Origin of the sequence: Jiangella muralis, assembly GCF_001270745.1 — a bacterium.
GTDB classification, from domain to species: domain Bacteria; phylum Actinomycetota; class Actinomycetes; order Jiangellales; family Jiangellaceae; genus Jiangella; species Jiangella muralis.
Map to the genome: position 1 here is coordinate 624,538 of NZ_KQ434751.1, position 23,277 is coordinate 647,814.

The 23,277-nt window shown below is 72.8% G+C and carries 22 protein-coding genes; 9 read left to right on the top strand and 13 right to left on the bottom strand.

Annotation, left to right across the window (positions count from 1 at the left end; genetic code table 11):
• The first annotated feature begins 115 nt into the window (after nucleotides 1-115).
• The 7 genes from ACW62_RS02785 to ACW62_RS35020 all read left to right on the top strand — a co-directional run bounded on the left by ACW62_RS02785 (nucleotide 116) and on the right by ACW62_RS35020 (nucleotide 6,013).
• On the top strand, nucleotides 116-1,432 hold the full coding sequence (locus tag ACW62_RS02785; RefSeq protein WP_240477220.1) for an aspartate aminotransferase family protein: 1,317 nt from the start codon (nucleotides 116-118) through the stop codon (nucleotides 1,430-1,432).
• A 2-nt stretch (nucleotides 1,433-1,434) separates the two neighbouring features.
• Nucleotides 1,435-2,166 (top strand): SDR family NAD(P)-dependent oxidoreductase, encoded by a 732-nt coding sequence (locus ACW62_RS02790; RefSeq protein ID WP_053202519.1) that lies wholly within the window; start codon nucleotides 1,435-1,437, stop codon nucleotides 2,164-2,166.
• Nucleotides 2,163-2,810, top strand: coding sequence for a cyclase family protein (locus ACW62_RS02795; protein WP_053202520.1), 648 nt, complete (start codon nucleotides 2,163-2,165; stop codon nucleotides 2,808-2,810). Before ACW62_RS02790 ends, ACW62_RS02795 begins: the two co-directional genes overlap by 4 nt.
• Nucleotides 2,807-3,769 carry a nucleoside hydrolase gene (locus ACW62_RS02800; protein WP_053202521.1) on the top strand — a complete coding sequence of 321 codons (963 nt, stop codon included), beginning with the start codon at nucleotides 2,807-2,809 and terminating at the stop codon, nucleotides 3,767-3,769. The genes ACW62_RS02795 and ACW62_RS02800 overlap by 4 nt, the downstream gene beginning before the upstream one ends.
• Nucleotides 3,766-5,145 carry a potassium channel family protein gene (locus tag ACW62_RS02805; protein ID WP_053202522.1) on the top strand — a complete coding sequence of 460 codons (1,380 nt, stop codon included), beginning with the start codon at nucleotides 3,766-3,768 and terminating at the stop codon, nucleotides 5,143-5,145. The genes ACW62_RS02800 and ACW62_RS02805 overlap by 4 nt, the downstream gene beginning before the upstream one ends.
• Before the next feature lie 242 nt (nucleotides 5,146-5,387).
• Nucleotides 5,388-5,762: a hypothetical protein gene (locus ACW62_RS02810; protein WP_053202523.1), complete on the top strand. Its 375-nt coding sequence runs from the start codon at nucleotides 5,388-5,390 to the stop codon at nucleotides 5,760-5,762.
• Nucleotides 5,741-6,013, top strand: coding sequence for a Fic family protein (locus ACW62_RS35020; RefSeq protein ID WP_205629091.1), 273 nt, complete (start codon nucleotides 5,741-5,743; stop codon nucleotides 6,011-6,013). The genes ACW62_RS02810 and ACW62_RS35020 overlap by 22 nt, the downstream gene beginning before the upstream one ends.
• A 65-nt stretch (nucleotides 6,014-6,078) precedes the next feature.
• On the opposite strand, the gene ACW62_RS35025 is transcribed toward ACW62_RS35020, so the two are convergent.
• The 9 genes from ACW62_RS35025 to ACW62_RS02860 are packed head-to-tail and all read right to left on the bottom strand — an operon-like array spanning nucleotide 6,079 to nucleotide 16,580.
• On the bottom strand, nucleotides 6,079-8,241 hold the full coding sequence (locus ACW62_RS35025) for a hypothetical protein (RefSeq protein WP_053202524.1): 2,163 nt from the start codon (nucleotides 8,239-8,241) through the stop codon (nucleotides 6,079-6,081).
• A gap of 51 nt (nucleotides 8,242-8,292) precedes the next feature.
• Nucleotides 8,293-9,354, bottom strand: a complete 1,062-nt coding sequence (locus ACW62_RS02825; RefSeq protein ID WP_053202525.1) for a DUF4432 family protein — start codon at nucleotides 9,352-9,354, stop codon at nucleotides 8,293-8,295.
• Nucleotides 9,338-10,294, bottom strand: coding sequence for a Gfo/Idh/MocA family protein (locus tag ACW62_RS02830; RefSeq protein ID WP_053202526.1), 957 nt, complete (start codon nucleotides 10,292-10,294; stop codon nucleotides 9,338-9,340). The genes ACW62_RS02825 and ACW62_RS02830 overlap by 17 nt, the downstream gene beginning before the upstream one ends.
• The gene (locus ACW62_RS02835; protein ID WP_053202527.1) at nucleotides 10,291-11,424 is read right to left on the bottom strand and encodes a M20 family metallopeptidase; all 1,134 of its coding nucleotides are present in this window, start codon (nucleotides 11,422-11,424) and stop codon (nucleotides 10,291-10,293) included. Before ACW62_RS02835 ends, ACW62_RS02830 begins: the two co-directional genes overlap by 4 nt.
• Nucleotides 11,421-12,551 carry an aminotransferase class V-fold PLP-dependent enzyme gene (locus ACW62_RS02840; RefSeq protein WP_053202528.1) on the bottom strand — a complete coding sequence of 377 codons (1,131 nt, stop codon included), beginning with the start codon at nucleotides 12,549-12,551 and terminating at the stop codon, nucleotides 11,421-11,423. Before ACW62_RS02840 ends, ACW62_RS02835 begins: the two co-directional genes overlap by 4 nt.
• Nucleotides 12,548-13,312, bottom strand: a complete 765-nt coding sequence (locus ACW62_RS02845) for a creatininase family protein (RefSeq protein ID WP_053202529.1) — start codon at nucleotides 13,310-13,312, stop codon at nucleotides 12,548-12,550. Before ACW62_RS02845 ends, ACW62_RS02840 begins: the two co-directional genes overlap by 4 nt.
• Nucleotides 13,313-13,358: 46 nt before the next feature.
• Nucleotides 13,359-14,522 (bottom strand): hypothetical protein, encoded by a 1,164-nt coding sequence (locus tag ACW62_RS34635; RefSeq protein WP_053202530.1) that lies wholly within the window; start codon nucleotides 14,520-14,522, stop codon nucleotides 13,359-13,361.
• 5 nt (nucleotides 14,523-14,527) lie between these two features.
• Nucleotides 14,528-15,586 (bottom strand): Gfo/Idh/MocA family protein, encoded by a 1,059-nt coding sequence (locus ACW62_RS02855; protein ID WP_053202531.1) that lies wholly within the window; start codon nucleotides 15,584-15,586, stop codon nucleotides 14,528-14,530.
• Nucleotides 15,579-16,580: a Gfo/Idh/MocA family protein gene (locus ACW62_RS02860; RefSeq protein WP_053202532.1), complete on the bottom strand. Its 1,002-nt coding sequence runs from the start codon at nucleotides 16,578-16,580 to the stop codon at nucleotides 15,579-15,581. The genes ACW62_RS02855 and ACW62_RS02860 overlap by 8 nt, the downstream gene beginning before the upstream one ends.
• A 148-nt stretch (nucleotides 16,581-16,728) precedes the next feature.
• Here ACW62_RS02860 and ACW62_RS02865 point away from each other — a divergent pair, with 148 nt between their 5' ends.
• Entirely contained in the window at nucleotides 16,729-17,757 is a 1,029-nt protein-coding gene (locus tag ACW62_RS02865) for a zinc-dependent alcohol dehydrogenase (RefSeq protein ID WP_053202605.1), read from the top strand.
• Between the two features lie 9 nt (nucleotides 17,758-17,766).
• On the opposite strand, the gene ACW62_RS02870 is transcribed toward ACW62_RS02865, so the two are convergent.
• Genes ACW62_RS02870 through ACW62_RS02885 form a run of 4 tightly spaced genes read right to left on the bottom strand, consistent with a single transcriptional unit; the run spans nucleotide 17,767 to nucleotide 22,270 of the window.
• A complete protein-coding gene (locus ACW62_RS02870) occupies nucleotides 17,767-18,561 on the bottom strand; it encodes an IclR family transcriptional regulator (protein ID WP_053202533.1) in 795 nt (264 codons plus the stop codon).
• A 9-nt stretch (nucleotides 18,562-18,570) separates the two neighbouring features.
• Nucleotides 18,571-19,566, bottom strand: coding sequence for a Gfo/Idh/MocA family protein (locus ACW62_RS02875; protein ID WP_169791973.1), 996 nt, complete (start codon nucleotides 19,564-19,566; stop codon nucleotides 18,571-18,573).
• A complete protein-coding gene (locus tag ACW62_RS02880; RefSeq protein ID WP_053202535.1) occupies nucleotides 19,563-20,669 on the bottom strand; it encodes an alanine racemase in 1,107 nt (368 codons plus the stop codon). The genes ACW62_RS02875 and ACW62_RS02880 overlap by 4 nt, the downstream gene beginning before the upstream one ends.
• Complete coding sequence (locus ACW62_RS02885; protein ID WP_053202536.1) at nucleotides 20,666-22,270, bottom strand: N-acyl-D-amino-acid deacylase family protein; 1,605 nt, start codon at nucleotides 22,268-22,270, stop codon at nucleotides 20,666-20,668. Before ACW62_RS02885 ends, ACW62_RS02880 begins: the two co-directional genes overlap by 4 nt.
• A 100-nt stretch (nucleotides 22,271-22,370) precedes the next feature.
• Here ACW62_RS02885 and ACW62_RS02890 point away from each other — a divergent pair, with 100 nt between their 5' ends.
• A complete protein-coding gene (locus ACW62_RS02890) occupies nucleotides 22,371-23,270 on the top strand; it encodes a cyclase family protein (RefSeq protein WP_053202537.1) in 900 nt (299 codons plus the stop codon).
• Nucleotides 23,271-23,277: the final 7 nt, after the last annotated feature.

Consider the following 23,277-nt stretch of genomic DNA (forward strand, 5'->3'; position numbering starts at 1 on the left):
TGTGACCTTGTGACCAGCCAGAAGAAGCTGGTATAACCAGTATTACCGCACGAACCGGGGATGAACGTCAAGGAATCCGCCGGATGATCACAGGAGGCAGAATTTCGTGACGACGATGTCTCACCAGTCCGCGATCGAGCGCTACCAGACGCTGACGCCCGGCTCACAGCAGCTCTTCGAAGCTGCGCGCACGATCGTGAGCGGTGGCGTGTCCCGCGGGACCCTGGCCTTTGCGCCGTACCCCTTCTACGCAGCCGAAGCCGGCGGCGCGACCGTCACCGACGTCGACGGCAACGAGTACCTGGACCTGGTCAACAACTTCACCTCGCTGCCGCATGGACACGGGCACCGGCCCACCAGCAAGGCGTTCAATCAGGAGCTGACCGCGTCGAGTGCGATCGGCACGGCGCACCCGCTCGAGGCCGAGTACGCACGCGACCTCTCGGTCCGCTACCCGTCGCTGGAGCGGCTGCACTTCACCACGACCGGGTCCGAAGCCGCGGCCTTCGCGCTGCGCGTCGCCCGTGCCAACACCGGTCGTGACCGAGTCCTCAAGTTCGAGGGCGGCTTCCACGGCTGCCACAACGAGCTCTACCAGGACATCAACGTCCTGCCCGCGCTGGCCCCGGGCGCCGCCATCCCGTCCCGGCCCGCGTCCGCCGGGCTCGAGCCGACCTCGACGATCACCGCCGTCTACAACGATCCCGCCGCTGTCGCCGAAGCGTTCGGCCTGTGGGGCGGTGAGATCGCCGCGGTGATCGTCGAGCCCTTCCTCGGCAACGGGTCCCTCGTCACGGCGCGGCGCGAGTTCCTCGAGGCGATCTTCGAGCAGGCGCACCGGGCCGGCGCGCTGGTGGTCTTCGACGAGATCCAGTCGCTGCGGGCCGGCTACTCCGGCGCCGCGGGCGAATGGGGCTACCGGCCCGACCTCATGGCCATCGGCAAGATCATGGGCGGCGGCTTCGCCCTCGCTGCCTTCGGTGGCCGCGCGGACCTGTTCGAGGTGTTCCACCGTGGTCCGGACCCGGTCCTGCAGACGGGGACGTTCACCGCGGCTCCTCCGGTCCTCGCCGCGGGACGGGCCGCCATGGCCGCGCTCAGCCCGTCGGTGTTCGAGGACGTGTCCGGCCGCGCCGGCCGGCTGCGGGACGGACTGCGCCGGGAGGCCCGCGACCGTGGCGTCGCCGTCCACGTCAACGGCGTCGGCTCCATGTTCAACGTCGCCTTCACCGACGAGCCGGTCGACAGCTACCGGGCCCATCGCGCCGCGGACGCCGGGATGCTCGACGAGGTCCGCCTGCACATGGTGAACCATGGGATCGTGATCATGCCTCGAGGCACGGGCTGCCTCTCCACGCCGGTGACCGACGACGACGTCGAGCGCGTCGTCGAAGCGTTCGGACTCGCGATCTCGCACGTTCGGGAGGGCTGAGCATGCTCGCCATCGACCTCTCCGGCGTCGCCGCTCTCGTGACCGGCGGCGGCAACGGCATCGGCGCCGCGTGCGTCCGCCTGCTCAGCTCCGCCGGCGCGAAGGTCACCGCGCTCGACCTCTCCGGCGGCGACGTCACCGGCGACGTGACGGACGGCGCCGTCCGCGCCGAGGCATTGCGGACGCTCGATCCGGACCGGCGCTGGTTGCTCGTCAACAACGCCGCGCTCCAGCTGGAGAAACGACTGCCCGAGACGAGCGCCGACGAGCGGCGCCGGCTGTGGGAGGTGAACGTCGAGGCCGTCATCGCCATGACCTCGGAATTCGCCGCGGCGGCCCCGCCGGCGTCGTCGGTGGTCAACCTGTGCTCCGTCCTCGGCGTGACCGGCGATCCCGCGCTGGCGGGCTACACGGTCACCAAGGGGGCGGTCGCGAACTTCACCAGGACCGCCGCGCTCGAGTACGCCGGCCGGCTCCGGGTGAACGCCGTCCTCCCCGGAGCGATCCGGACGCCACTCACGACCCGCGCATGGGCCGCCGCGCCGGACCCGGCGGAGGCCGAGCGACGGATGACGGCGCTCTACCCGGCTGGTCGCATCGGAGAACCGGAGGACGTCGCCGGTCTCGTCGCGTTCCTGGCCAGCCCGCTCGCCACCTTCATCACGGGTGCTCTCCTGGCTGTCGACGGAGGTCTGCTGGCCGCCAACCCGGAATGGGGGCTGGAGCGGCTGTGACCCGGATCGTCGATCTGACCATTCCCCTCCGGGACGGCATGGACGCCTTCCCCGGCGAGCCGACCGCCCGGTTCACGCCGTTCTCCACCCTGGACGACGGTGGCATCGAGATGTGGGACGTCGCGCTCTTCAGCCAGCTCGGGACGCACGTCGACGCTCCCCGTCACTTCGTCGCGGGCGGCGACACCGTCGAGCGGATCGACCTCGCCGCGTGTGTGGGGCCGGCCGTCGTCGTCGACGCCGACGGCCCCGCGATCGACCGCCACCACCTGATCCCGCACGAGCAGGCCATCCGCACGAGCACCCGCGTGCTCGTCCGCACCGGCTGGTCCCGCCGCTACGGCACGCCCGCGTTCTGGACCGGCTTTCCCGAGCTGACGCTGCCGGCGATCGAGCTGCTGATGGCCTGGGGCGTGCGGTTCGTCGGTCTCGACACGCCGACGCCCAGCGCGACGGCCCTGCACGAGACCCATCACCGTCTGCTCGGAGCGGGCATCGTCCTGGTCGAGTGCCTCACCAACCTCGACCAGCTCTCGAGCTCGCCGTACCTGGTCTGCCTGCCGCTGCCCCTGGTGGGGCTGGACGGCGCACCGGTACGCGCCATCGCCATCGAATCCCCGTCCGAAGTGGAGAACGCGCCATGACCAAGGTCATCATCGACACGGACACCGGGGTCGACGACGGGATGGGCCTCATCTACGGCATCCTGTCCCCCGAGCTCGAGATCGTCGCCGTGACGACCAGTTTCGGCAACGTCGACGTCGACAAGGTCACCAGGAACACCGCCGTGATCATGGAGCGGCTGGGCTGCGACGTGCCGCTGGCCAAGGGCGCGGGGCAGGGTCTCGCCGGAGGCACGGCCGACTACGTGCCGCAGATCCACGGCGAGGACGGCTTCGGCAACGCGAATCTCCCCGACCCGGCCTACGCGACGCTCGTCGACACCACCGCCGCCCAGCTCACCGTCGACCTGGCCCGGCAGCATCCCGGCCAGCTGACCTACATCGGGCTGGGGCCGCTGACCAACCTGGCCATCGCCCTGCTGCTCGACCCCGAGCTTCCGTCCCGCCTGACCAAGGTCGTCTGGATGGGCGGCGCCGTCCGGGTGCCCGGCAACCAGACTCCCGTCGCCGAAGCCGACGCCCTGCACGACCCGGAGGCCGCCGCCCTCTGCGTCGCCGCGGGCTGGGACTTCCTCCAGATCGGCCTCGACGTCACCAACGACACCATCTTCGAGGCCGAGCACCTCGACGAGGTGTCCGCCGCCGCGACGCCGGCAGCCGAGCTCGTCGCGGCCGGCGCGCCGTTGTACATGTCGTTCTACGAGCAGATCTTCGGTCGCTACTCGTGCGCCATGCACTCGCCGCTGACGGTGGGCGTGGTCGCGCATCCGGAGCTGATCACGGCCGAAGAGACCCTCCCCATGGTGGTGGAGACGCAGGGGCTCTACACGCGCGGCATGACGATCGCCGACTGGCGTCCCGGCCAGGACTCCGACGCCCGCGACTGGGGCGACAGCCCTCGGGTCCGCATCGCGTTCGACGTCGACCGGGCCACCTTCGTCAGGCGGTTCGTGGACCGCGTCACAGGGAAAGGCGCGTGACGTTCCTCATCGTCGGCGAGACCCCCGCCGCACGCAAGGTCTGCGCCACGCTCGAGGCCCAGTGCTCCATCGTGCATCTCATGGCGCCCACCGACGCCGAACTGGCGCGCACCCTCGCGTCGCCCTTGACGGCCGCGGCGATCCTCGTGCGCGAGGACGTCCACGCCCTGCGCTACGCGCTGGCGATCGCGCACCTCGCGCCGGCGCTCCAACAGGTCGTGACGGTGTTCGACCGCACCATGGCCGGCCAGCTGCGGTCGTTCCTGCCGCAGTGCACGGTGTTCTCCCCCGCGTCGATCGCGGCCCCCAGCATCGCCGGACCGAGTCTCGACCCGGAGACTCTCTGGGTCAGGGCGCAGGACGACCACATCCGGCAGATCGTCAGCGCGGCGGCCGGGCGGTTCGACGTGCGCCGGACACCGGCGTCGCCGGTCAGTCGCCGGCGTCGCATCAGCAGAGCCGTCAGCTGGAACCGTCCGCGCCACCACGACACGGGGACCCGCCTGATGTTCGCGGGGCTCTTCGGGCTGCTCGCCGTTCTCCTGATCGACTGGGCCTGGCTGGCACTCGCGGGACACCACGACATCGGCAGCGCGTTCCTCGACGCGGCCCGGGTCGTCGCCACCGTGGGTCCGGGTCCGACCGGGCCGAGCGGGGTCTACGGGATCTGGTCCGGGCTGGCGATGCTCGCGACGATCGGCTTCACCGCCGTCTTCACCGCGGGCCTCATCGACCGGCTGTTCGAGCCTCGGCTGCTGAGCATGGTCGGCGCGCGGGCGGTGCCCCGGCGGGACCACGTCATCGTGGTGGGGATGGGGCAGCTCGGCGTCCGCCTGTGCGAGCTGCTGGTCAACCTCGGCATTCCGGTGGTCGGCCTCGAACGTAGCCGGTCGGCCCGGTGGCTTCCGGTCGCGCGCAGCCTCGGGGTGCCGGTCCTGATCGGTGACGGCACCGAGCGCTCGGTCCTCCAGCGCCTGCACCTGGACCGGTGCAGGTCGCTGGCGGCCGTCGGCTCGGACGACCTCGACAACATCTCCGTCGCCGTCGCCGCCACCGCCGTCTCCCCTGGCACGCGAGTCGTGCTCCGAGCCGGCGAGCAGGAGGCGATCGCCGAGACCCGGTCCCTCCTCCCCCTCGGCGTCATCCGCGACGTCACCGAGCTGGCCGCCGCGTTCGTCATCGCCGAATTCACCGGCGACGCGGCGGCGGCCGTCCTGACCGCGCCCGACGGCACCTACGCGCACTACGAGTCCGGAGCCGTCCAGAAGATCGACGTGTCCAGTCGCGATGACTGCCCGCACCCCCTGCCGGCGGCCACCGGTCAGCGCTGCTCGTGCGGCCGGGCAGCCACGGCGACACTCCATACCCGGTCCTAGCGGTTGTGCACCTGGCCCGGCCGGCCTGCCGCCCACCTGTCCTAGACTGGATCGTGCTGGTCGATCACAGGAGGGACGATGGCGACGCGCAGGGTCGACGCGACTGCGATCCAGCGGTGGGCTCTCAGGGCCGCCGCGGCCTCTGCGCGTCTCGAGCGTCGCGAAGTGCCCGAAGGTCACGTCCGCTCCCGCAAGGTCGAGGAGTTCTTGGAGTCGACCCAGCCGACAGCGCCCAAGGCCTGATGTCCTTCGACCCTGAGTACGGCGAGACGCTCGTCGCCGCGGACGACCTGGAGTCCCTGACCGAGCGGGCCCGTGCGGTAGTCGGTAGTCCGGTCCGCAAGGCCGACGTCTACGACCTGGAGCAGGCGATCTGGGCGCAGGTCGCCGCCGATCGGCTGACTGCGGTGTTGGAAGGGTCACTCACGGCCGAGGAGATCCTCACCGACCACTTCGTCCGCCACGTACACACCGACCTGTACGTCCGAATCTGGACGTGGGCCGGTCGTCATCGACGTTTGGAGACCAACGTCGGCGTCGCGCCCGAGCAGATCGCGGTCCGCTTGCGCACCGATGTCGACGACCTACGTTGGCGATGGCGACACACGGCGATCTGACCCCACGCGTCCTGGGCATCGCCTTCCACGCAATCGTGGTGCACATCCATCCGTTCATCGACGGCAACGGCCGTACCACCAGGCTGCTGGCCGACCTGGCGTTCGCGGCTACCCAGGAAAGCGATGAGCTTCTCGAGTACGACTGGGACGTCGATCGACGCGAGTACATCCGCCTGCTCGGCCACTTCGACCTGACCCGGGACACCCAGCCGCTCGTCGACCTCGTCGGGGTGCGTCCCGTCGGCGACTAGAGCGACCCGCGGCGGCCGTGGTTGCCACGGCCGCCGCGGGTGTCCGTCAGAGGATGGATCGCGTCCTACTTCGTGACCACGAACAGCCGGCCCTCACCGGGGGCGAGCGTCACCGCGAGCGTGTGGTTCACGGCGTCGAAACCGGCGCCCACCGGCAGGCCGGTCGACTTCGAGATCTCCTCGACGTTCACGATCGTGGCGTCGATGTCGAAGGTCACCGTGCGCCCGGTGGTGTTGTCGCGGTTCACCACGAACACGTACTCCTTGCCCGTCGCGTCGGCGAGGTGGCTGATCACGGCCGGCTTCGTCGCGTCCGTGGGTTGCCAGTCGAAGCTCGCCGGCAGCGCCGTCGTCCCGGCCGGGAGGCTGGTGCCGGTGTGGTAGACGGCATCGGCGTCGAGCCGCTGGAGCACGCCGCCCAGCGCGAGCACTTCGGCGTTGAGCTGCTGCGCCCAGCCGTACGAGGGGTTGGGCGTGCCGTCGGTGTTGACGAGCGACTGGAAGAACTCCGCGAACGGCGGCTTCCAGTAGGTGAAGTAGATGAGTCCCTTGGCCCTGTAGGCGAGGTTCGTATACACCTGGTACCGCATGTCGTTCTGGCTGGGCGCCCGCAGCATTCCGGTGATCCCCACCGACTGGAGGTACGACCAGAAGTCGACGGCGGCGGCGCGCGACTGGTCCCGAATCACCTCGAGGTTGCTGAAGTACCCGGCGTTCACCGTCGTGCCGGAGGGCGGGAACGGGTAGTGGTCGAACACGAGGACGTCCGGCTCGGTCGACGCCCAGCGGTAGACGTAGTCGTCGTAACTGAACGGCTCGATCGACTGGTTCACGGTGAACCAGAAGTCCGCGCCGACGGGGGCGCCGTTCACGTACGCCCCGGTCTCCACGCCGTACCACTTCTTGCCGGCGAGCGAACGCGTCACCCAGCCCACCGAGTCGTTCCCGCCGCCGTTGTGGGTCAGCTCCAGGTAGTACGAGGTGCCGGGCGTCACCGTGGCATTGAGCGCGAAGCCGGGCCAGTTGGTGGCGGGCTGGGAGGACAGAGTGGCGCTCGCCACCGCCGTGGTCCTGGCCGGGGAGTCCCAGAGCGTCAGCGTCAGCGCCTCACCCGCACCCCACGTGGCGCGGTCGATCCACCACTGGATCGTGTCGATGTGGCTGGTCGCCCGCCCGGTCGTGAAGACCTGGCCGAGCCGGTTGGTCGAACGGACGAACTCGCCCGTGTTGTGGGCGAACTCCATGCCGAGCAGCGCGTTGTTCGCGTAGTTGGGGTTGAGGTTGACGTAGACGGGCTTGGCGGGGTCGTTGGCGCGGATCGCCTCCGTGGCCACGTCGACCTGGGAGAACTGCTGTGCGCTGGGCTCGTCCACCAGGTGGTACCCGCGGACGGCGTTGCGGCCCGCGTAGTGCTGGACGACGTTCTGGATGACGGTGTCGCTCGGCCGCCCGCCGTCGTTCCACGACCGGCGTTCGGCTCCGACGGTGAAGCCGAGGTCGGCGGACTGCACGACGCCGTTGAGGTAGGCCGTGCCGGCCGGGTAGGCGGTGCCGGGGCCGGCGGCCGTGCTGACGGGGGACGCGCTGGTGCTCGTGACCTCGAAGTAGAAGGTCGTGCCCGAGGCGATGAACAGGTCGAAGTCGAACCGGGTGCCGCCGGACGCGGCCGGGGCGCTGAGCGACGACGTGGCCACCTGCTGGGCCTTGTCGGGCCCGCTGTACACGGTGAGCGTGAGGGTCTGCCCGGACGTCCAGGTCGCCGGGTTGATCGGCAGCTCGATGTAGTCGAGGATCATCGCGCCCTCGCTCGCCGGGGTGGCGAACGTCTGGCCCGGCGCCGACGTCGTGGAGATGGCGTACGACGAGCCGGTCGCCGCGGAGCCGAACTGGCTGGGCGTGAAGTCGATCGACCGGTCGCTGACGAACATGCTCAGCCCGGTCTGCTCGGCCAGGCTCAGGGCCGCGTCGACGGTCGCGAACGACGCGACGAGGTTCCCCGTGATGACGAAGTTCGCGTTCATGTCGCGGATGCGCTGGTAGTTGGCCAGTGTTGTGGCCGCTGGATTGGGCGGGGAGAAGATCCCGATCGGGAAGGCGTCTGCGGCGCCTTCGACCGATGGGCTGGCGGGCTGCGCCGCCGGGCCGGCCGTCGCCGGGAGCAGCCCGGCGGCCAGCCCGATGACGGCGACACCGGCCGCGAGCGTACGTGCACGGAATCTCGTGATCACGATCGCCTCCGTTCATGTAGCTGAACCATTGTGTTCAACCGTGAACCGAGGCTAGGGGGCGGTCATCGCCGGTGTCAACGATCGGACGGCGGGGACGTCGATCTCCACGAGCACGGGCGGGGCCGCGCGGTGGCGGGCCCAGTCGGTGACCATGCCGTGCCGGAAGACGGCGACCAGGCGGCCGCCCGGCGGATAGCGGCGCACGTTCCCCCGCGCGTCCTCGGCGGTGAAGCCGTCCGGTCCCGCCGTCGCGGGCAGGGCGAAGCCGTACGCCTGGTCGTCCGCGGTGCGCCGTAGCCATCGCAGGAGGTGGGTGAGGTCCGGTGAGTCGTGCTCGACGATGTCGGCGGAGCCGTCCCGGTGCACCTGCGCGGTCCGGATCGGCGCCCCGCGCGTGCTCCCCGGCAGGATCCGGACCAGCTCCGGCTCCACGCGGACGTCCGGGTCCAGGACGTCCACGACGGACGCGGGGCCGGCCTCCGCCGGCGGCGTCGCCGGGTGGTCGTCGATTCGCCCGCCGATCGCGGGCCGGAAGTTCAGGTGGGCCAGGTACATCAGCGGCCTCGGCTCACCACTGAGGTTCGTGATCTCCACGCGGCTGTCGAGCAGTGCCGAGCCCGCTGTCATCGTCACGCTCGTGCGCACGCCGAAGTACGGCCCGAATCCCGTCGCGGAGACGAACCCGCCCTCGATCCGGAGTGTCAACGGGTCGCCGGGGGTGACGACGAGGACGACGTCGCGATGCCGGGCGTTGGGCAGCTCCCCGTGCGGCGCGTGCACGTCGGCCGGGCCCGGCCGGCCCATGGCGCTACCGCCGCAGTGGATGAGGTACGCCCCGTTGTTGCGCATGTACTCGGTGGTGCGCACGGGCTCGGTGAAGGTCGACCGCATGGTGAGGCGCCGCCCGTGGAACCGGGCGTCCCAGATCTGCTGGCCCTGGAACGGCAGGACGACGATGTCCCCGACGTCGTGCGCGATCCGCAACGCCGCCACTCCGGAGGCGTAGCGGAAGGCGGTGACCAGGAACGGCCCGGTCGAGAGGACCTCCGCCGGAGTCTTCCGGAACAACCGGGGCGCCAGCGGCAGCCGGACCGGATCAGCCGAGCGGGACATGACGACCGCCCTCCTGCAGCGACCGTTCGACCGCGTCGGCGAGCGCCACTGCCGTGACGGCGTCGTGGACCCGGAGCCGCGCTGACGGCGTCCCGCGCTCGACGCAGTCCAGGAAGTGCGCCAGCTCGTCGGCGAGCGCCTCGGCGTAGACCTCTGCGGCGCCGGGGAGGCGCTCGGTCTGCCCGCCGGACCGGATCTCGCCGTCCCGCGCGCCCAGGCGCATCGTGGCGGTGGTCGTCGCACCTCGGATCACGAGCACGTCCTCCTCATCATGGGCGCCGCCGGCCCAGTCGCCGCTCACCATTACTGCCGGTCCGTCCGCGACGTCGATCTCCGCCCGGCAGGAGGTGATCCGCCCGTCCGGCCGCCACGTCGCCGTCGCACGCACGCCGGTGATCGCCCCGTCGTCGACGAACCAGGAGACGAGATCGAGGTCGTGGATCATCGTCAGCCGCACGAGGCTCTCGCCGGGGAAGTCGTCGAGATGACGGCTCGCCCGGGTCCGCGAGGCGCGGAGCTCACCGAGCGCCCCCTGCTCGGCGAGGCGACGCATGCGCAGGTACGGAGCGGCGAAGCGCAGCAGGTGGCCGACCAGGACCGGACGACCCGGCGTGGCGCGCTCCAGCGCCTCGGCGTCCCGCCGTCCCGTGGCGATCGGCTTCTCGACGAGCACCCCGACACCGGCCGCGACGAGGTCCGGCACGATGGTCCCGCGGTGCGCAGCCGGCACCGCCACGGACGCGGCGGCCGGCGGGCCGGTGGCGAGCAGCGACGCGACGTCCGGGAAGGGCACGGCGCCGAACTCCCGGGCCGCGGCCGTCGCGCGCGAGAGATCCGGGTCGACGACCGCCGTGACGCGCGCCCGCGGCAGCCGCGCGAAGGCCCGCAGATGTTCCGTGCCGAAGCGGCCGGCGCCGATGACCGCGACCGGGACGCTCATCCGGCCGCCCCGGCCGCGTCGTCGAGGTGCCGGAGCGCGGCGTGCAGCGCCCGGCTCGCCCGCACGACGTCCCCCAGTTCGACCCACTCGTCGTCCGCGTGCGCCTGGTCGATGGACCCGGGCCCGAAGACGACGGCCGGCACCCCGGCACGGCCGAGCTTGCTCGCGTCGGTGCCGAACCGCACGCCGGCCGGACGCGGGTCCAGGCCCTGTTCACGCAGCGCCGCCCCCAGCGCTCGCGGCAGCGGCCCGTCCGGGGCCGACAGCAGCCCGCCGTCGGCGAGCAGCTCCCGCACGACGATCTCTCCTGGCAGCAGCGCCCGGATCTCGGCGAGCACCGCCGCCGGATCGTCGGCCGGAGCGGTCCGCACCTCGACGCCCACCGTGCAGGAATCGGGGACGACGTTCATCGCCGAGCCGCCACGGATCGTCGCGACGGTGAGGACGGAGCCCGCGGCGGCCCGCGCCGCGTGCCACCGTTCGAGGTCGTCGATCATCCGCAGCGCGCCGACGATGGCGTTGCGGCCGCCGTCGCCGCGGGACGTATGGGCGGACACTCCGGGCACGTCGGCCTCGAACCGGATCACCCCGTGGTGCCGGGTCACGATCCGCAGCTCGGTGGGCTCGAGCACGATGGCGAGATCGGGGGCCGCCCCTGTGGCGAGGCGATGCGTGATGCCGCGGAACGCGTGCTCCTCGTCGACGGCCAGTAGCAGGCTGAGGTCCACGTGGCGCAGCGCCCCCTCTCTCGCCAGTCGCTCGACGGCCGTGTACGCCGCGGCGATACCGCCCTTCACGTCGCAGGCCCCGCGCCCGTGGATCCGTCCGCCCTCGACCCGTGCGACGGGGCGTTGCCGCCCCGCGGGGAGGCCGACCGTGTCGAGATGCCCTTCGATCAGCACGGAGATCCGCGGCTGCGGGGCGGGCAGCCGCAGGGTGACGTTGCGCCGCCCATCGATGACGTCGGACCGCTCCACCAGGAGCCCCGCGGCGGCCCCTCGCCGGGCCAGCTCGTCGCCGACGGCGTTCTCCCCCGCCGACGCCGGGTCGTACGCCGGGTTCACGGACGGGATGCCGATGAGCGTCGCGAGCAGCTCCTGGATCGCCCGGTGCTCGTCGTCGGCGGTCACGACCGGTCCGCCCCGAACGCGGCGAGCGCACGGTCGATGTCGGACTCCGTGCTGAAGCCGTGCACCGAGAACCGCACCCGCCCGTCCCCGCCCCACGCGCGCACCCCGCGGTCGAGGAGGCGAACGGCCGCCGCCCTGCCGTCCGGGTGCCGGACGCTGACGTTCCCGGCCCGCCGCGACGGGTCCGACGGGGTCAGCATGGTGCGGCCCTGCGCCCGCAGGCCGTCGAGGAGCGGGGCGGTCAGCGCCGCGACCCGGCCGGCGATCGCGTCGATACCGACGGCGCCGAGCAGGTCGAGCGAGTCGTTGAGCAGGTACACGCCGAGGAGGTTCGGATACCCGAGTTCGAACGCCCGCGCGTCGCGGTGCCGGTGGATCGCGTCGAACCGGTCGGGCGCGAACAGGTCCTCGACGGAGCGCCAGCCGACCGCCGACCGCGCGAGGTCGAACTTCTCCGGTGCGGACACCTGCAGGACGCCCAGGCCGTGCGGCGAGAGCAGCCACTTGTACGTGCTCGACACCAAGGCGTCGGCGTCGGCGGCGCGCACGGGCACGACGCCGAGGGACTGGGTGGCGTCGAGCACGAAGACCGCGCCGACGGCGTGTGCGCGGTCCCGGAGCCGCGCGGGGTCGAGACGCGCCCCGCTGAGATAGCTCACGTGACTGGAGAGGACCAGCCGCGTGCGCTCGTCGATGACCGGGGCGAAGTCGTCGGCGGTGAGGCTGCCGCCGGACGTGCGCAGGACCCGCACGTCCACGTCGCGCTCCCGGAGCGCGACCAGCGGGAGGACGCCTGCGGGGAACTCGAGGTCGCTGGTGACGACGTTGTCCCCGGCCGCGAGCGGCACCGCGGCGACGAGCCGGTTGATCGCGTCCGAGGCGTTCTCCAGCACCGCCACCGACGAGGGATCGGCGCCGAGGAGGCCGCCGAGCGACGCGCGGGCGCGGTTCAGCTCGCGTTCGAAGCGGGCCCGGCCCTCCTCGCCGAGCGCCTTGTCGCGCAGGTAGCGCAGCGCCGCCTCGGCATGGCTGCGCAGAGGGGGACCTTCCGCCCCCGTGTACAGGTGCACGACGTCCTCGACGCCGACGAGCGCCGCGCGCATCGCGGCCGGATCGGCCCCGCTCATCGCTCGCCTCCGCCGGCCGGGATCGCGAAGTACTCACCCACCCGGGCCGTGATCTCCGCGACGATTCCGGCCAGCGCCGTCCGGCCGAACTCGGCGGTGGCCGCGCCGGCTCCGTCCGTGACGCCGTCGCTGGAGCGCCAGTCCCGCGTGCGGTCCGCGCGCAGCCCGGGGATCTCGTGGGCGAGGGGCCGCGGTCCCGTGTCGGCGTCGCCCCCGGGATCGCGGACCAGGTCCGGCCGGAGGGCCTTGAGCAGGCTGGTCTCGAACCTCCCGGCATGCCCCGGCACCGGCGCCGGCAGCGCGGCGGCGGTCTCGGCGGGCACCGCGTCCCAGTAGGAGAGGCCAGCGGTCGTCCCGCCCGGCTCCTCGACGAGGGCGAGCCGCTCGACCGCCGTCCGCATCGCGGCGTCGTTGCCCCCGTGGCCGTTGAGCAGCAGCGTGCGACGCAGGGCCTGTCGGCGCAGACCGATCACGAGGTCATGGAGCATCCCGGCGTACACCTCGGCCGAGAACGTGAGGGTGCCGCCGAACGGCAGGTGGTGCCCGGAGATCCCGATCGGGATCGTCGGCGTCACGACGACCTCCGCGCTCGTCCCCAGCCGGTCCGCCACGGCGCCGGCGATCGCGGTGACGATCACGGCGTCGGCTCCGACGGCGAGCTGATCGCCGTGCTGCTCGGTCGCGCCGAGGGGCACGATGACCAGCGGGTCGTCGAGTGCCTGCAGCTCCCGCCGGGTCAGCCGGCCGAACTCGTGATGCACAGCCCACCTCGATCCCGTCGTCGTGTTGAGTTCCGTGGCACCGGGCTCATCCCGCCGGCGTCCACCCCGCGGGCCGCGGCAGCCCGATCCCCGTCCCCGCCGTCCGCTCACCGGCGGCGTAGGACACCTCCAGTTCGGGCGTGGCGATGCGCTCCCCCGCGGCGATCGACCGCATCGCGGCATCGACGACGCCGGTGCTCAGCAGGGTCCGCTCGACCGGCTGCAGGGCACGGCCGGTCCGGACGAGCGCACCGATCTGCGCGGCGAGGAAGGCGAAGTGTCCGTTCGCGGGAGACCCCTGCAGCCACAGCTGGCAGGAGAACTCCGTGGCCGCGCCCGCGCAGGCGACCGCGAACTGCTGGACCGCCGACCCCAGCATCACCACCTGCGCCTGCAGGCCATCCCGGTACTCGACCTCGATGACGGCGGAGACGCCGTGCCACGCCGCCGCCCGCGCCTCGTCGTCGAGGTCGAGGGTCACGAGCGCCCGGCCGAACAGGGCGACGTCGAGGCCGTCGATCGTGCGCGCGTCGGCGCCGTCGAACTCCGCCGCGCGCACGCTCGCGACGCCCGTCTCGCCTCCAGCACGGCGCTCGACCTGCGCCTGGAGCCCTTCGGCCGCGTGGTACCCGTAGCGCTCGGTCGGGCCGAACCCCACCATGAGCGCGCGTTCCATCCCGGCGCCCAGCGGCCACTGCGCCGCGGCCGGCACCCGCCAGGTGAGCGGAATCGTCGACCCCGCACCCAGGCCGAAGCCGAGCCGGCGCGCCGTCTCGACCATGCCGGCGGCGTCGGCTCCCGAGTAGGAGAGCCCTTTGTCGTTGAAGACGGGCACGACCCGGCCGCCGGCCACCATGGCGGCCACCGCGGCGTCGAAGAACCGCCGCCGCGGATAGAGCTGCTGGCCGTACTCGTTGTGCTCGTACTCACCGTGCTCGCCGATGATCACGACGCCGTCCACGTCGATGCCCCCGGTTCCGGACGACATCGCCTCGCCGATCGTCTCGGCCCGCCGGATGCCGTGCGCGCGGAGGTAGTCCAGGCCGAGGTCGTCCGGACCGGCCTGCTCCAGATAGACGGCGGCGACGGTCACGTCCGGACCGTGCCGCGTGCCGTCGAGGTCGTATCCCTCGACGAGACGCGGGATGAGCACGTGCGCGTGCGAGTTGTCGAACCAGGTGGTGCAGAGGATCGCGATCCGGCCCGGCATGCGCGTCAGGACCCGGCGTCCGGGGTGAACGTCAGCCGTCCGTCCGCACCCCTGGTGAGGGTGACGGTGCGCCCAGACCGGGCCGACTCCCGGGCGGCCAGCGCGACCGCCACCGTCCGGATCCCGCCCTCGACGTCGGGCTCGCCCTGCACGCCGGTGCGCGCCGCCCGGAGGAACTCGCCGATGAGGTCGCCGTCGGTGCCCGGAGCGTACGGCAGCTCGATCGCCCGGCCGTCGTCGGCCGCGATGCCCTGGACGCTGCGGCCGAAGAAGTCGACGTCGACGGACCCGCCGGTGCCGGCCACGCTGATCCGCAGGCCGCCCCAGGTGGGCGCCGACGCCGGTCGGCTCCAGGAGCAGTCGATCGCCGCGACCAGGCCGTCCGCATAGGCGACCGTGACGAGGCCGGCGGTCTCGAGGCCGGCCGGCACGTCGTGCAGGGTGCTGTTGACGACCGCCGTGACGGCCACGGGATCGGCCCCGGCCAGGCCGTCCACGAGGTCGGCGACGTGGACGACGTGATCCATGAGGGCGCCGCCGCCGGACAGCTCCTCGTCCGTGAACCACGCACGGTCGCCGGGAAGCTTCCCGTTGTTGCTGCCGCGCACGGCGAGCAGCTGGCCGAGCCGCCCGCTCGCGTGGAGCTCCCGGAGCTCGCCGAAGGCCCGGGCGAACCGCACGGGATAGGCGACGGTGAGGGTCACGCCCGCCGCCCGCACCGCGTCGCGGATGGCATGGGCGTCGTCGAGGGTCGTGGCGAGCGGCTTCTCGCAGAGGATGTGGGCGCCGGCGGCCGCGGCCCGTTCGACGTCGGCGCGATGCCGCGCGTTCTCGCTGGCGATCACCACCGCGTCGGGACCCCAGGCGAGCAGGTCGTCGAGGTCGTCCGCGTAGTCGACGCCGAGCCGTGCGGCCAGCGCGCGCCCGCGGTCGTCCCCGTCGCGCCAGGGCCCGGGGTCGGTGACCCGCACGGCGACGCCGGCGAGCTGCCGCAGCTCCGCGACGTAGGACAGCGCGTGTGGGTGGGCGAACGACACGATGCCCACCCGGAGCGGTTCAGCCACGCGTCCCCGCCCCCACCGCGTCGAGCAGCACCGGCTGCCCCGTCGTCGTGGACTCGATGGCCGCGAGCGCGATCTCCGCCGCTCGCGCTCCGTCCTCGAAGGTGACGCGCGCGTCCTCGCCGGCCTCCCGCGCACGGAGGAAGTCCGCCACCTCCAGCGCGAACGGACTCGTCGCGGAGGCCGACGCGGGGACGGACGGCGGGGGCCCGCCGCCGGGCCGCACGTCCGCGACCAGACCCTTGGTCGCCGACGACGAGTGCGACAGGACGCCGCCGGTCCCGGCCACGCTGTACTCCGTGGTGAAGTCGATGTGCGGCGGGCCCCAGACGCCGGCGACGTGGGTGATGGCCCCCGAGTCGTGTTCGAGCAGCACGTGCGCGGCCTCGCACACGTCTCCTTCGCTGTCGATCCGGCGGGCGACGGCGGACACCCGCCGCACCTCCCCGGCGATCCAGCGGGCGATGTCGATGTCGTGGATCATCAGATCGAGGATGATCCCGCCGGAGCGCGCGGGGTCGGCGAACCAGGCGGAGCGGGCGGGGAATGCTCCGGAGCGGACGAACCGCAGCACGGCGAGCTCGCCGGCCACCTTGTCCCGCACGGCCGCGTGCAGGGTCGCGTACTCGGGGAAGTAGCGGACGACGTGGCCGGGAAAGACCCTCCGGCCGGTCTCGGCGCTCAGCCGCCGCAGGTCCGACACCTGCTCCGCGGTCCGCGCGACGGGCTTCTCCAGGATGACGTCCTTGCCCGCCAGCAGCGCCGCCGACGCGAGGGCGTGATGGGTGTCGGTCGGGGTCGCCACGTCGACGACGTCGGCGACACCCAGCGCCTCCTCGAAGCTGCCGGCGATCTCTCCGCCGAAGCGCCGCACCAGCTCCGGCGCGCCCTCCTGCGACCACACCACGACCCGCGCCCCGGTCGTGAGCAGCGCCGGAAGGTGGAACTCGGCGATCCCCCCGGCCCCGATCAACGCGACGACGGTCTCCTTCGACACGTTCCCTCTCCTCCGCTCGGCGACGGCCCGGCGACCCGGACGCGGATCATCGTAGGCCAGCAGTTCACACTTGTGCAATCAGGTTCATGTTGGTGTACCTTCGCCGTACGCCACTCGGGAAGGACCGCCACCTATGTCGAACGGGTCGATGAGAGCCCTCGTTCTGCACGATTTCCACGATCTGCGGGTCGAGACGCTCGACCTGCCCGTCCCCGGGCCGGGCGACGTGCTCGTGCGGGTGGCCGAGGTCGGCATCTGCGGCTCCGACATCCACGGCTACACCGGCGAGAACGGACGCCGCGCGCCCGGTCAGGTCATGGGGCACGAGGCGTCCGGGACCGTCGAACACGACCCGTCCGGCCGCTACGCGCCGGGCGACCGGGTCACGTTCAACCCGCTCGTCTCCTGCGGCGAGTGCGGGGCCTGTGCGGCCCACGAGGAGCAGCACTGCCGGAACCGGTTCGTCATCGGCGTGCGCGCCGACCGCCGGGCCGCGTTCGCCGACTTCGTCGTCGTGCCGGAGCGCAACGTCCATCGGCTCCCCGACACGGTCGGGACGAGGGAGGGCGCGCTCATCGAGCCGCTGGCCGTCGCCGTGCACGCGGTGCGGCGCGCCCGCGTGCGCGACGGGGACCGCGTGCTGATCATCGGCGGCGGGCCGGTCGGCCAGTCGCTCGTGCTGGCGCTGCACGACGCCGGCATCGCCACCGTCGTCGTGAGCGAGCTGGACGCGGGCCGCCGGGCGCTGTGCGCGGAGCTCGGCGCGATCGTCGTCGATCCCGGCTCGCAGGACCTCGCCGACGCGGTCGCCGCCGCGGCGGGAGCCCCCGCCGACGTCACGTTCGACGCCGTCGGCATCAGCTCGACGGTGACCGCCGCCCTCGGCGCCACAGCCGACGGCGGGCGCATCCTGCTCGTGGGCATGGGCAGCCCGGCGCTGGAGATCGCCGCGTTCGAGGTCAGCACGCGCGAGCGCGAGGTGATCGGCTCGTTCTGCTACTCGGCCGGCGACTTCCGCGCGGCGATCGCGCTGGCGGGACGGGTGGCGGACGGGCTGGCCAAGATGGTCTCGTCGGTGATCACCCCCGACGAGACCCCGGCAGAGCTGGCGCGGCTCGGCGCCGGCGACCTGCCCGCGGGGAAGGTCCTCGTGCGCTTCGGAGCGCCGGAAGGCTGAGGGGACCCCTCAGCGGTCGTCGCGGCCGATCTCCCCGGGGGTCTCCAGTGCGCGGGCGATCTCCCGCGCGCACACCCTGATCGTCTCGAGCAGGTGCGGCACCTCGGCCTCGCCGCTCTCGATCCGGGCGTTCGGGACCGAACAGCTGATCGCCGCGACGACGCCGCCGTCCGTCCGCACCGGGACGGCGACGCAGTAGACGCCAGACGTGTGCTCGCCGTCGTCGGTGGCGTAACCGCGCTCACGGACCTGGTCGATCACGGTGATCAGCTCGTCGCCGGACGTGATCGTCCGGGGGGTGTACCGGGTCAGCTCCCGTCCGGCGTAGTGCGCGCGCAGTTCCGACTCCGGCAGGCCGCTGAGCAGCGCCTTGCCGATGCCCGTCACGTACGCGGGCAGCCGGCTGCCGACGTGCGACACCAGGCGCAGCATGCGGGCGCCCTCGACCTTGTCGATGTAGACGACGTCGAGGTCGTCCAGCACGCCCAGTTGCACGGTCTCGTCGAGCTGACGGCTGGCCTCGCGCAGCGCCCGGCGCGCGTGGACGGTGAGGTCGCGGTAGCGGCGGAAGGACTGCCCGACCTCCCAGGGCCGGACGCCGATCAGGTACGTGCGCTCGCGCGGGTCGAACGTGAGCCAGCGCATCGCCACGATCGTCTGCAGCAACCCGTGCAGGCTGCTCTTCGGATACGGCAGCTTCTCGACGAGGTCGACGAAGGTCAGCCCGTCGGGGTGCCGGGCGACGAGCTCCAGCACTTCCAGCGTCCGCTGGGCGGACTTGACGTTCTGCGTCTGTTCGGTCATGCGGCCCTATCACTCTCCGGTGCCGGTGGCGGTGGCAATTCTCGCATCGATCCCCGCGCGGATGAACGAGATCGACTGCTCCGCCGCCGTCACGGCAGCGCAGCCCTCGGCCCAGCCGGGGACGCTCGCCGGGTCCAGGTCCCCGCGGACCAGGCCGACGAAGGCGGCGACCTCGCGCGGCATCCAGTCGTCCTCGACGGCGGTGACGACGCGTGTCGCCCCGCCGGTGCTCAGCGTGGCCGACCGCGCCATGGAGTCGATCACGAGGTGGCCACGGTCGCCTTGGATCAGGAAGGAGGCCAGGCCCGGAGCGGTGTACGTGCGCGCGAAGCCCAGGGCGATGGTGAGGAGCGCACCGCGTCCGCTCCGCCCCAGGATCGTCGCCCGGTCCTCGCCGCCGTCTCCGGGCTCGGCCGTCGCGGCCGTCACCCGGACCGCGTCGTCGAGCAGCCAGGCGGCCCGGTCGAAGCAGTGATGGGCCTGCAACTGGACGACGCCGCCGCCCTGCGACGCCTCCCAGTACCAGCGCGGCGTGCTCGCGGCCGCCTCGAAGATCGTGTCGACGAGCAGCAGCGGCGCACCGATCTCGCCTTCCTCCAGCCACCGCTTCGCCTCGGTCCACTCGCGGCGGTAGCGGTAGCTGAACCCCACCATGAGTCGGATGCCCGGCCCCAGCGCCGCACGGATCGCGTCGGCCTCTGCGCCGTCGAGGCACAGCGGCTTGTCGACGAGGACGTGCAACCCGGCGGCCGCCGCCTCGACGCACAGCGCGGCATGCAGGTGGCTCGGCGCTCCGACGTAGACGGCGTCCGCGACGTCGGCGATGGCCGCGATCGTCTGCCCCGCCCGCGCCCCGTGCTCCGCGGCGAGCGCGTGCGCCCGGCCGGCGTCCGCGTCGACCACCGCGGTCACGGCCACGCCCGGCAGCGTCGCCGCGGCGTCCGCCACCTGCTTCCCCATCAGCCCGGCTCCGGCGATCGCCAGCCTGACCCTGCGTTCGTTCACCGCGACACGCTCCTCGGTAGCGTCGGCCATTCCTCGCGGGGGCGTCCCGCGGCGTGCACGACGACGGAGTCCACGTGCGCGAACACCGTGCAGATGTGGTTGGGCACGATGGAGACCCGCGTCCCCACGTCGAGCGGATCGGGGTCGCCGGCACCGTTCCAGCGCAGCCAGCCGTGCTCCTCCGAGAGCGCGTCGATGGTCCAGCCGCGGACGCCGAGGAGGAGGCCGAAGCCCGGGAACCGGCCGGCTCCCGCCGGCGGCACGCCGTCCCGGCTGAGCAGCTTCGACCCCGCGTCGATGCAGGCGCGGCCGGGCTCCGGATGACTGACCACGGTGGCCAGGACGGTGGCCGCGCAGTCCTCGACCCGCGCCTGTCCGAGCGCGACCTGCCCCAGGTCGTTGAAGGCGTAGATGCCGGGCCGGACCTGATCGACTCCGGCCGCGCCGACGACGCTGCGCACGGACGCGCTCGCACCCAGCGAGATCGCCGGCACCTCGACGCCGGCCGCGGCACACGCCCGCGCGGTCGCGGCCATGACCGCGACCACGTCCCGGGAGGCGGCGGCGACCTGCTCCGGCCGCACCTGGTAGACGCTGCCCTCGTGGGTGAGCAGCCCACGCAGCCGGAGGCCGGGCTGCCGGGAGACCGCCGCGGCGAGCGCCGGGACCTCGTCCGGCCGGGCGCCGTCGCGGTGCATGCCGGAGTCGACGATGACGAACACGCCGGCCTCGGCGCCGTGTGCGTGGAAGTGGCGCCCGATGGCCTCGGCCGGTGCGATGCCGTCGACGGCGAGGTCCAGCCGCACCCGGCGGCTCAGCTCGTGGGCGCGGCGGAGCTTCTCCTCGCCGGCCAGCGGATAGGCGAGCAGGATCCGGGTGACCCCGGCGGCCGCGAACGCCTCGGCCTCGCCGAGCGTGGCGACGGTGAGTCCCGCCGCTCCCGCGGCGAGCTGGCGGAGCCCGACCGCGGCGATCCGGTGCGTCTTGGCGTGCGGAAGCAACTCGACGCCCGCGTCGTCGCACCGTCGCTGCATGTCGGCGAGGTTGGCGTCGAGCACTTCGGCGTCGACGACGAGGACCGGCGTCCGCAGGTCGTCGGTCATGCGCGGGCTCCGCTCCGGTCGGCGACGCGGGACGTGAGGACACGGCCGGACGCCGCACCGGTCAGCCGCCCGTCCCGCACCGCCGGCACACCGTTCACGAAGACGTGGTCGATGCCGATCGGGGTCAGGCGCGGCTCGGCGTACGTGGACGTGTCGCTGATCGTCGCCGGGTCGAAGACGACGACGTCGGCGAACGCCCCGGCCGCGATGACCCCGCGGTCCGGGAGACGCAGGATCGACGCGCTCGCGCCGGTCATGTGCCGGATCGCCTCGGCGAGCGGCAGCACGCCGCCGCGGACGTACTCGCCGAGGACGCGCGGGAAGGTGCCCCAGCCGCGGGGGTGCGAGCCGGCGCCGACGAGGATGCCGTCGGTGCCGACGGTGTGGCGTGGATCGGCCATGAGGCGGCGCACGTGCTCCTCGATGCCGATGTGCAGCGTGCAGGTGGCCGAGAAGCGCGTGGCGATGACGATGTCGAGGTATTGCGCGCTCGGTGAGATACCCGCCGCGGCGGCGATGTCGGCGACGGACCGGCCGATCAGCTCCGGCGGCAGCCCGTCCGCGCTGGCGATGCGCACGGTGGTCCAGTCGACCGGGAGGCCCTGGCTGCCGTCGGTGCCCTCCTCGTCGAGGGCGATCTCGAGTTCGGCCCGCACCCGTGGATCCGCGAGGGTGGCGAGCTGCTGCGCCATCGTCCCGGTCAGGACGCGGCCGGGAAGGAGCGCGTGCAGCGACGTCATTCCCGCCAGGTAGGGGTAGCTGTCGAAGGTCAGCTCGACCCCGGCGTCCGCGGCGCCGTCGAACAGCGCGATGAGCTCGTCGATGCGGCCCCGGTTCTCCGGGAAGCTCAGGTGGGCGTGGGCCAGGTGCAGCCGCACCCCGGAGGCCGCCGCGATCTCGATGCACTCCGCGTAGCCGGCCAGGGCCTGCGAACCGTAGTTGCGGTGATGCGGGCAGAAGTACCCGCCGGCCGCGGCGACGACCTCGCACAGCGAGATGAGCTCGGCGGTGTCCGCGAAGGATCCCGGCGAGTACGTCAGCCCGGCGGACAGCCCGACGGCGCCCTCGTCCAGCGCGGTGGCGAGCAGCGACCGCATCAGCTCGAGCTCCTCGGGTGCCGGAGGCCCCGGCCGGTTCCCCATCGCGAGCAGCCGCAGGTTGGCGTGCGGGACGAGGAAGGCGGCGTTCACCGGGATCCCCTGGCGCAGCCAGGCCAGGTACTCGGCGACGCTGCTCCAGTCCCAGGCGATCTCCGGACTCCCGTTCCAGCCGGACAGCTGCATGCGCAGGTGTTCGCGCGTCGTGTCGTCGATCGGCGCGACGCTCAGGCCGTCCTGCCCGAGCACCTCGGTGGTGATCCCCTGCAGCAGCCGCGACCCGTGATCGGCTGCCCGGATCTGGATGTCGGAGTGCGCGTGCATGTCGATGAAGCCCGGCGCCACCGCACGGCCGCTGACGTCGAGGCGCTCGGTGCCGCCGCGGGCCGGGAGGTCGCTGCCGACCGCCGCGATGCGGTCGTCCTCGATGAGCACGTCGGCGCGGACCGGTTCGTCACCGCTCCCGTCGACGACCGTCCCTCCCACGAGAACGTGGCTTCCCATCCGGCGGCGCCTCTCCCTGTTTCACATTCGTGACGCTGATTCTTGGACATGAACTTGCCCGTAGACTACCAACGGCGGACGAGAGGACAAGGGTGACGACGTGATCAACGAGGACGACCGGCTGATGCAGCTCTTCGCGGCCTGCTCCAACGCGGGCCGCTGGGGCGACGACGACGAACTCGGCACGCTGAACTTCATCACCCCGGCCGTCCGGCGCGCCGCCCTGGACGAGGTCCGGCTCGGCGAGTCCGTGTCGATCGGGCTCGACCTGGACGTGCACGCGTCGTCGAAGAACACCGACCCCCTCGTGCACGTCGTCGACCCGTACGAGCGCGATCCCCTCGCGGCCAGGGACCGGATCGAGATCGCGGCGCACGGCTTCACCGTGACCCACCTCGATGCCGTGGCGCACGTCTTCTGGGAGGGCGCGGCGTACAACGGCCGCAGCGCCAGGGAGATCCTCGGCGAGCGCGGCCTGCGGTACGGGTCTGTCCACGCCGCCCGGGACGGCATCGTGACCCGGGGCGTCCTGCTGGACGTCGCCGCGGCCCGCGGAGTGCCCTGGCTGCAGCCGGGAGACTGGGTGAGCGTGGCCGACCTCGAGGCGGCCGAGTCGCTCGCCGGAGCACGGGTGACCTCCGGCGACGCGGTGTTCGCCCACGTCGGCCTGGGACGCCGCGAACGCGAACAGGGCCCGGAGGACCCGTCGCTGCGAGCGGGCCTGGACGCGGACTGCCTCGCGTGGCTGCACGAGCGCGAAGTCGCCGTGTGGAGCGGCGACTGCGTCGAGCGGCTGCCCTACCCGAGCACGGTCATGCCGCTCCCCCTGCATCAGATCGGGCTGGCGGCCATGGGCCTGTGCCTGCTGGACTGCCCGGACATGGACGCCCTCGTCGCGGCCTGCGAAGCCCACCGGAGGGCGACGTTCGCGCTGGTCATCGCCCCCTTGCGGATCCCGGGCGGCACCGGCTCCCCGGTGAACCCGCTCGCCCTGTTCTAACCGGCCG

Coding starts and splice junctions, on each gene's coding strand:
- ACW62_RS02785 (WP_240477220.1), top strand. CDS start 116: ATGTCTCACCAGTCCGCGATCGAGCGCTACCAGACGCTGACGCCCGGC.
- ACW62_RS02790 (WP_053202519.1), top strand. CDS start 1,435: ATGCTCGCCATCGACCTCTCCGGCGTCGCCGCTCTCGTGACCGGCGGC.
- ACW62_RS02800 (WP_053202521.1), top strand. CDS start 2,807: ATGACCAAGGTCATCATCGACACGGACACCGGGGTCGACGACGGGATG.
- ACW62_RS02810 (WP_053202523.1), top strand. CDS start 5,388: ATGTCCTTCGACCCTGAGTACGGCGAGACGCTCGTCGCCGCGGACGAC.
- ACW62_RS35020 (WP_205629091.1), top strand. CDS start 5,741: ATGGCGACACACGGCGATCTGACCCCACGCGTCCTGGGCATCGCCTTC.
- ACW62_RS02825 (WP_053202525.1), bottom strand. CDS start 9,354: ATGTCCCGCTCGGCTGATCCGGTCCGGCTGCCGCTGGCGCCCCGGTTG.
- ACW62_RS02830 (WP_053202526.1), bottom strand. CDS start 10,294: ATGAGCGTCCCGGTCGCGGTCATCGGCGCCGGCCGCTTCGGCACGGAA.
- ACW62_RS02840 (WP_053202528.1), bottom strand. CDS start 12,551: ATGAGCGGGGCCGATCCGGCCGCGATGCGCGCGGCGCTCGTCGGCGTC.
- ACW62_RS34635 (WP_053202530.1), bottom strand. CDS start 14,522: ATGCCGGGCCGGATCGCGATCCTCTGCACCACCTGGTTCGACAACTCG.
- ACW62_RS02865 (WP_053202605.1), top strand. CDS start 16,729: ATGAGAGCCCTCGTTCTGCACGATTTCCACGATCTGCGGGTCGAGACG.
- ACW62_RS02870 (WP_053202533.1), bottom strand. CDS start 18,561: ATGACCGAACAGACGCAGAACGTCAAGTCCGCCCAGCGGACGCTGGAA.
- ACW62_RS02880 (WP_053202535.1), bottom strand. CDS start 20,669: ATGACCGACGACCTGCGGACGCCGGTCCTCGTCGTCGACGCCGAAGTG.
- ACW62_RS02885 (WP_053202536.1), bottom strand. CDS start 22,270: ATGGGAAGCCACGTTCTCGTGGGAGGGACGGTCGTCGACGGGAGCGGT.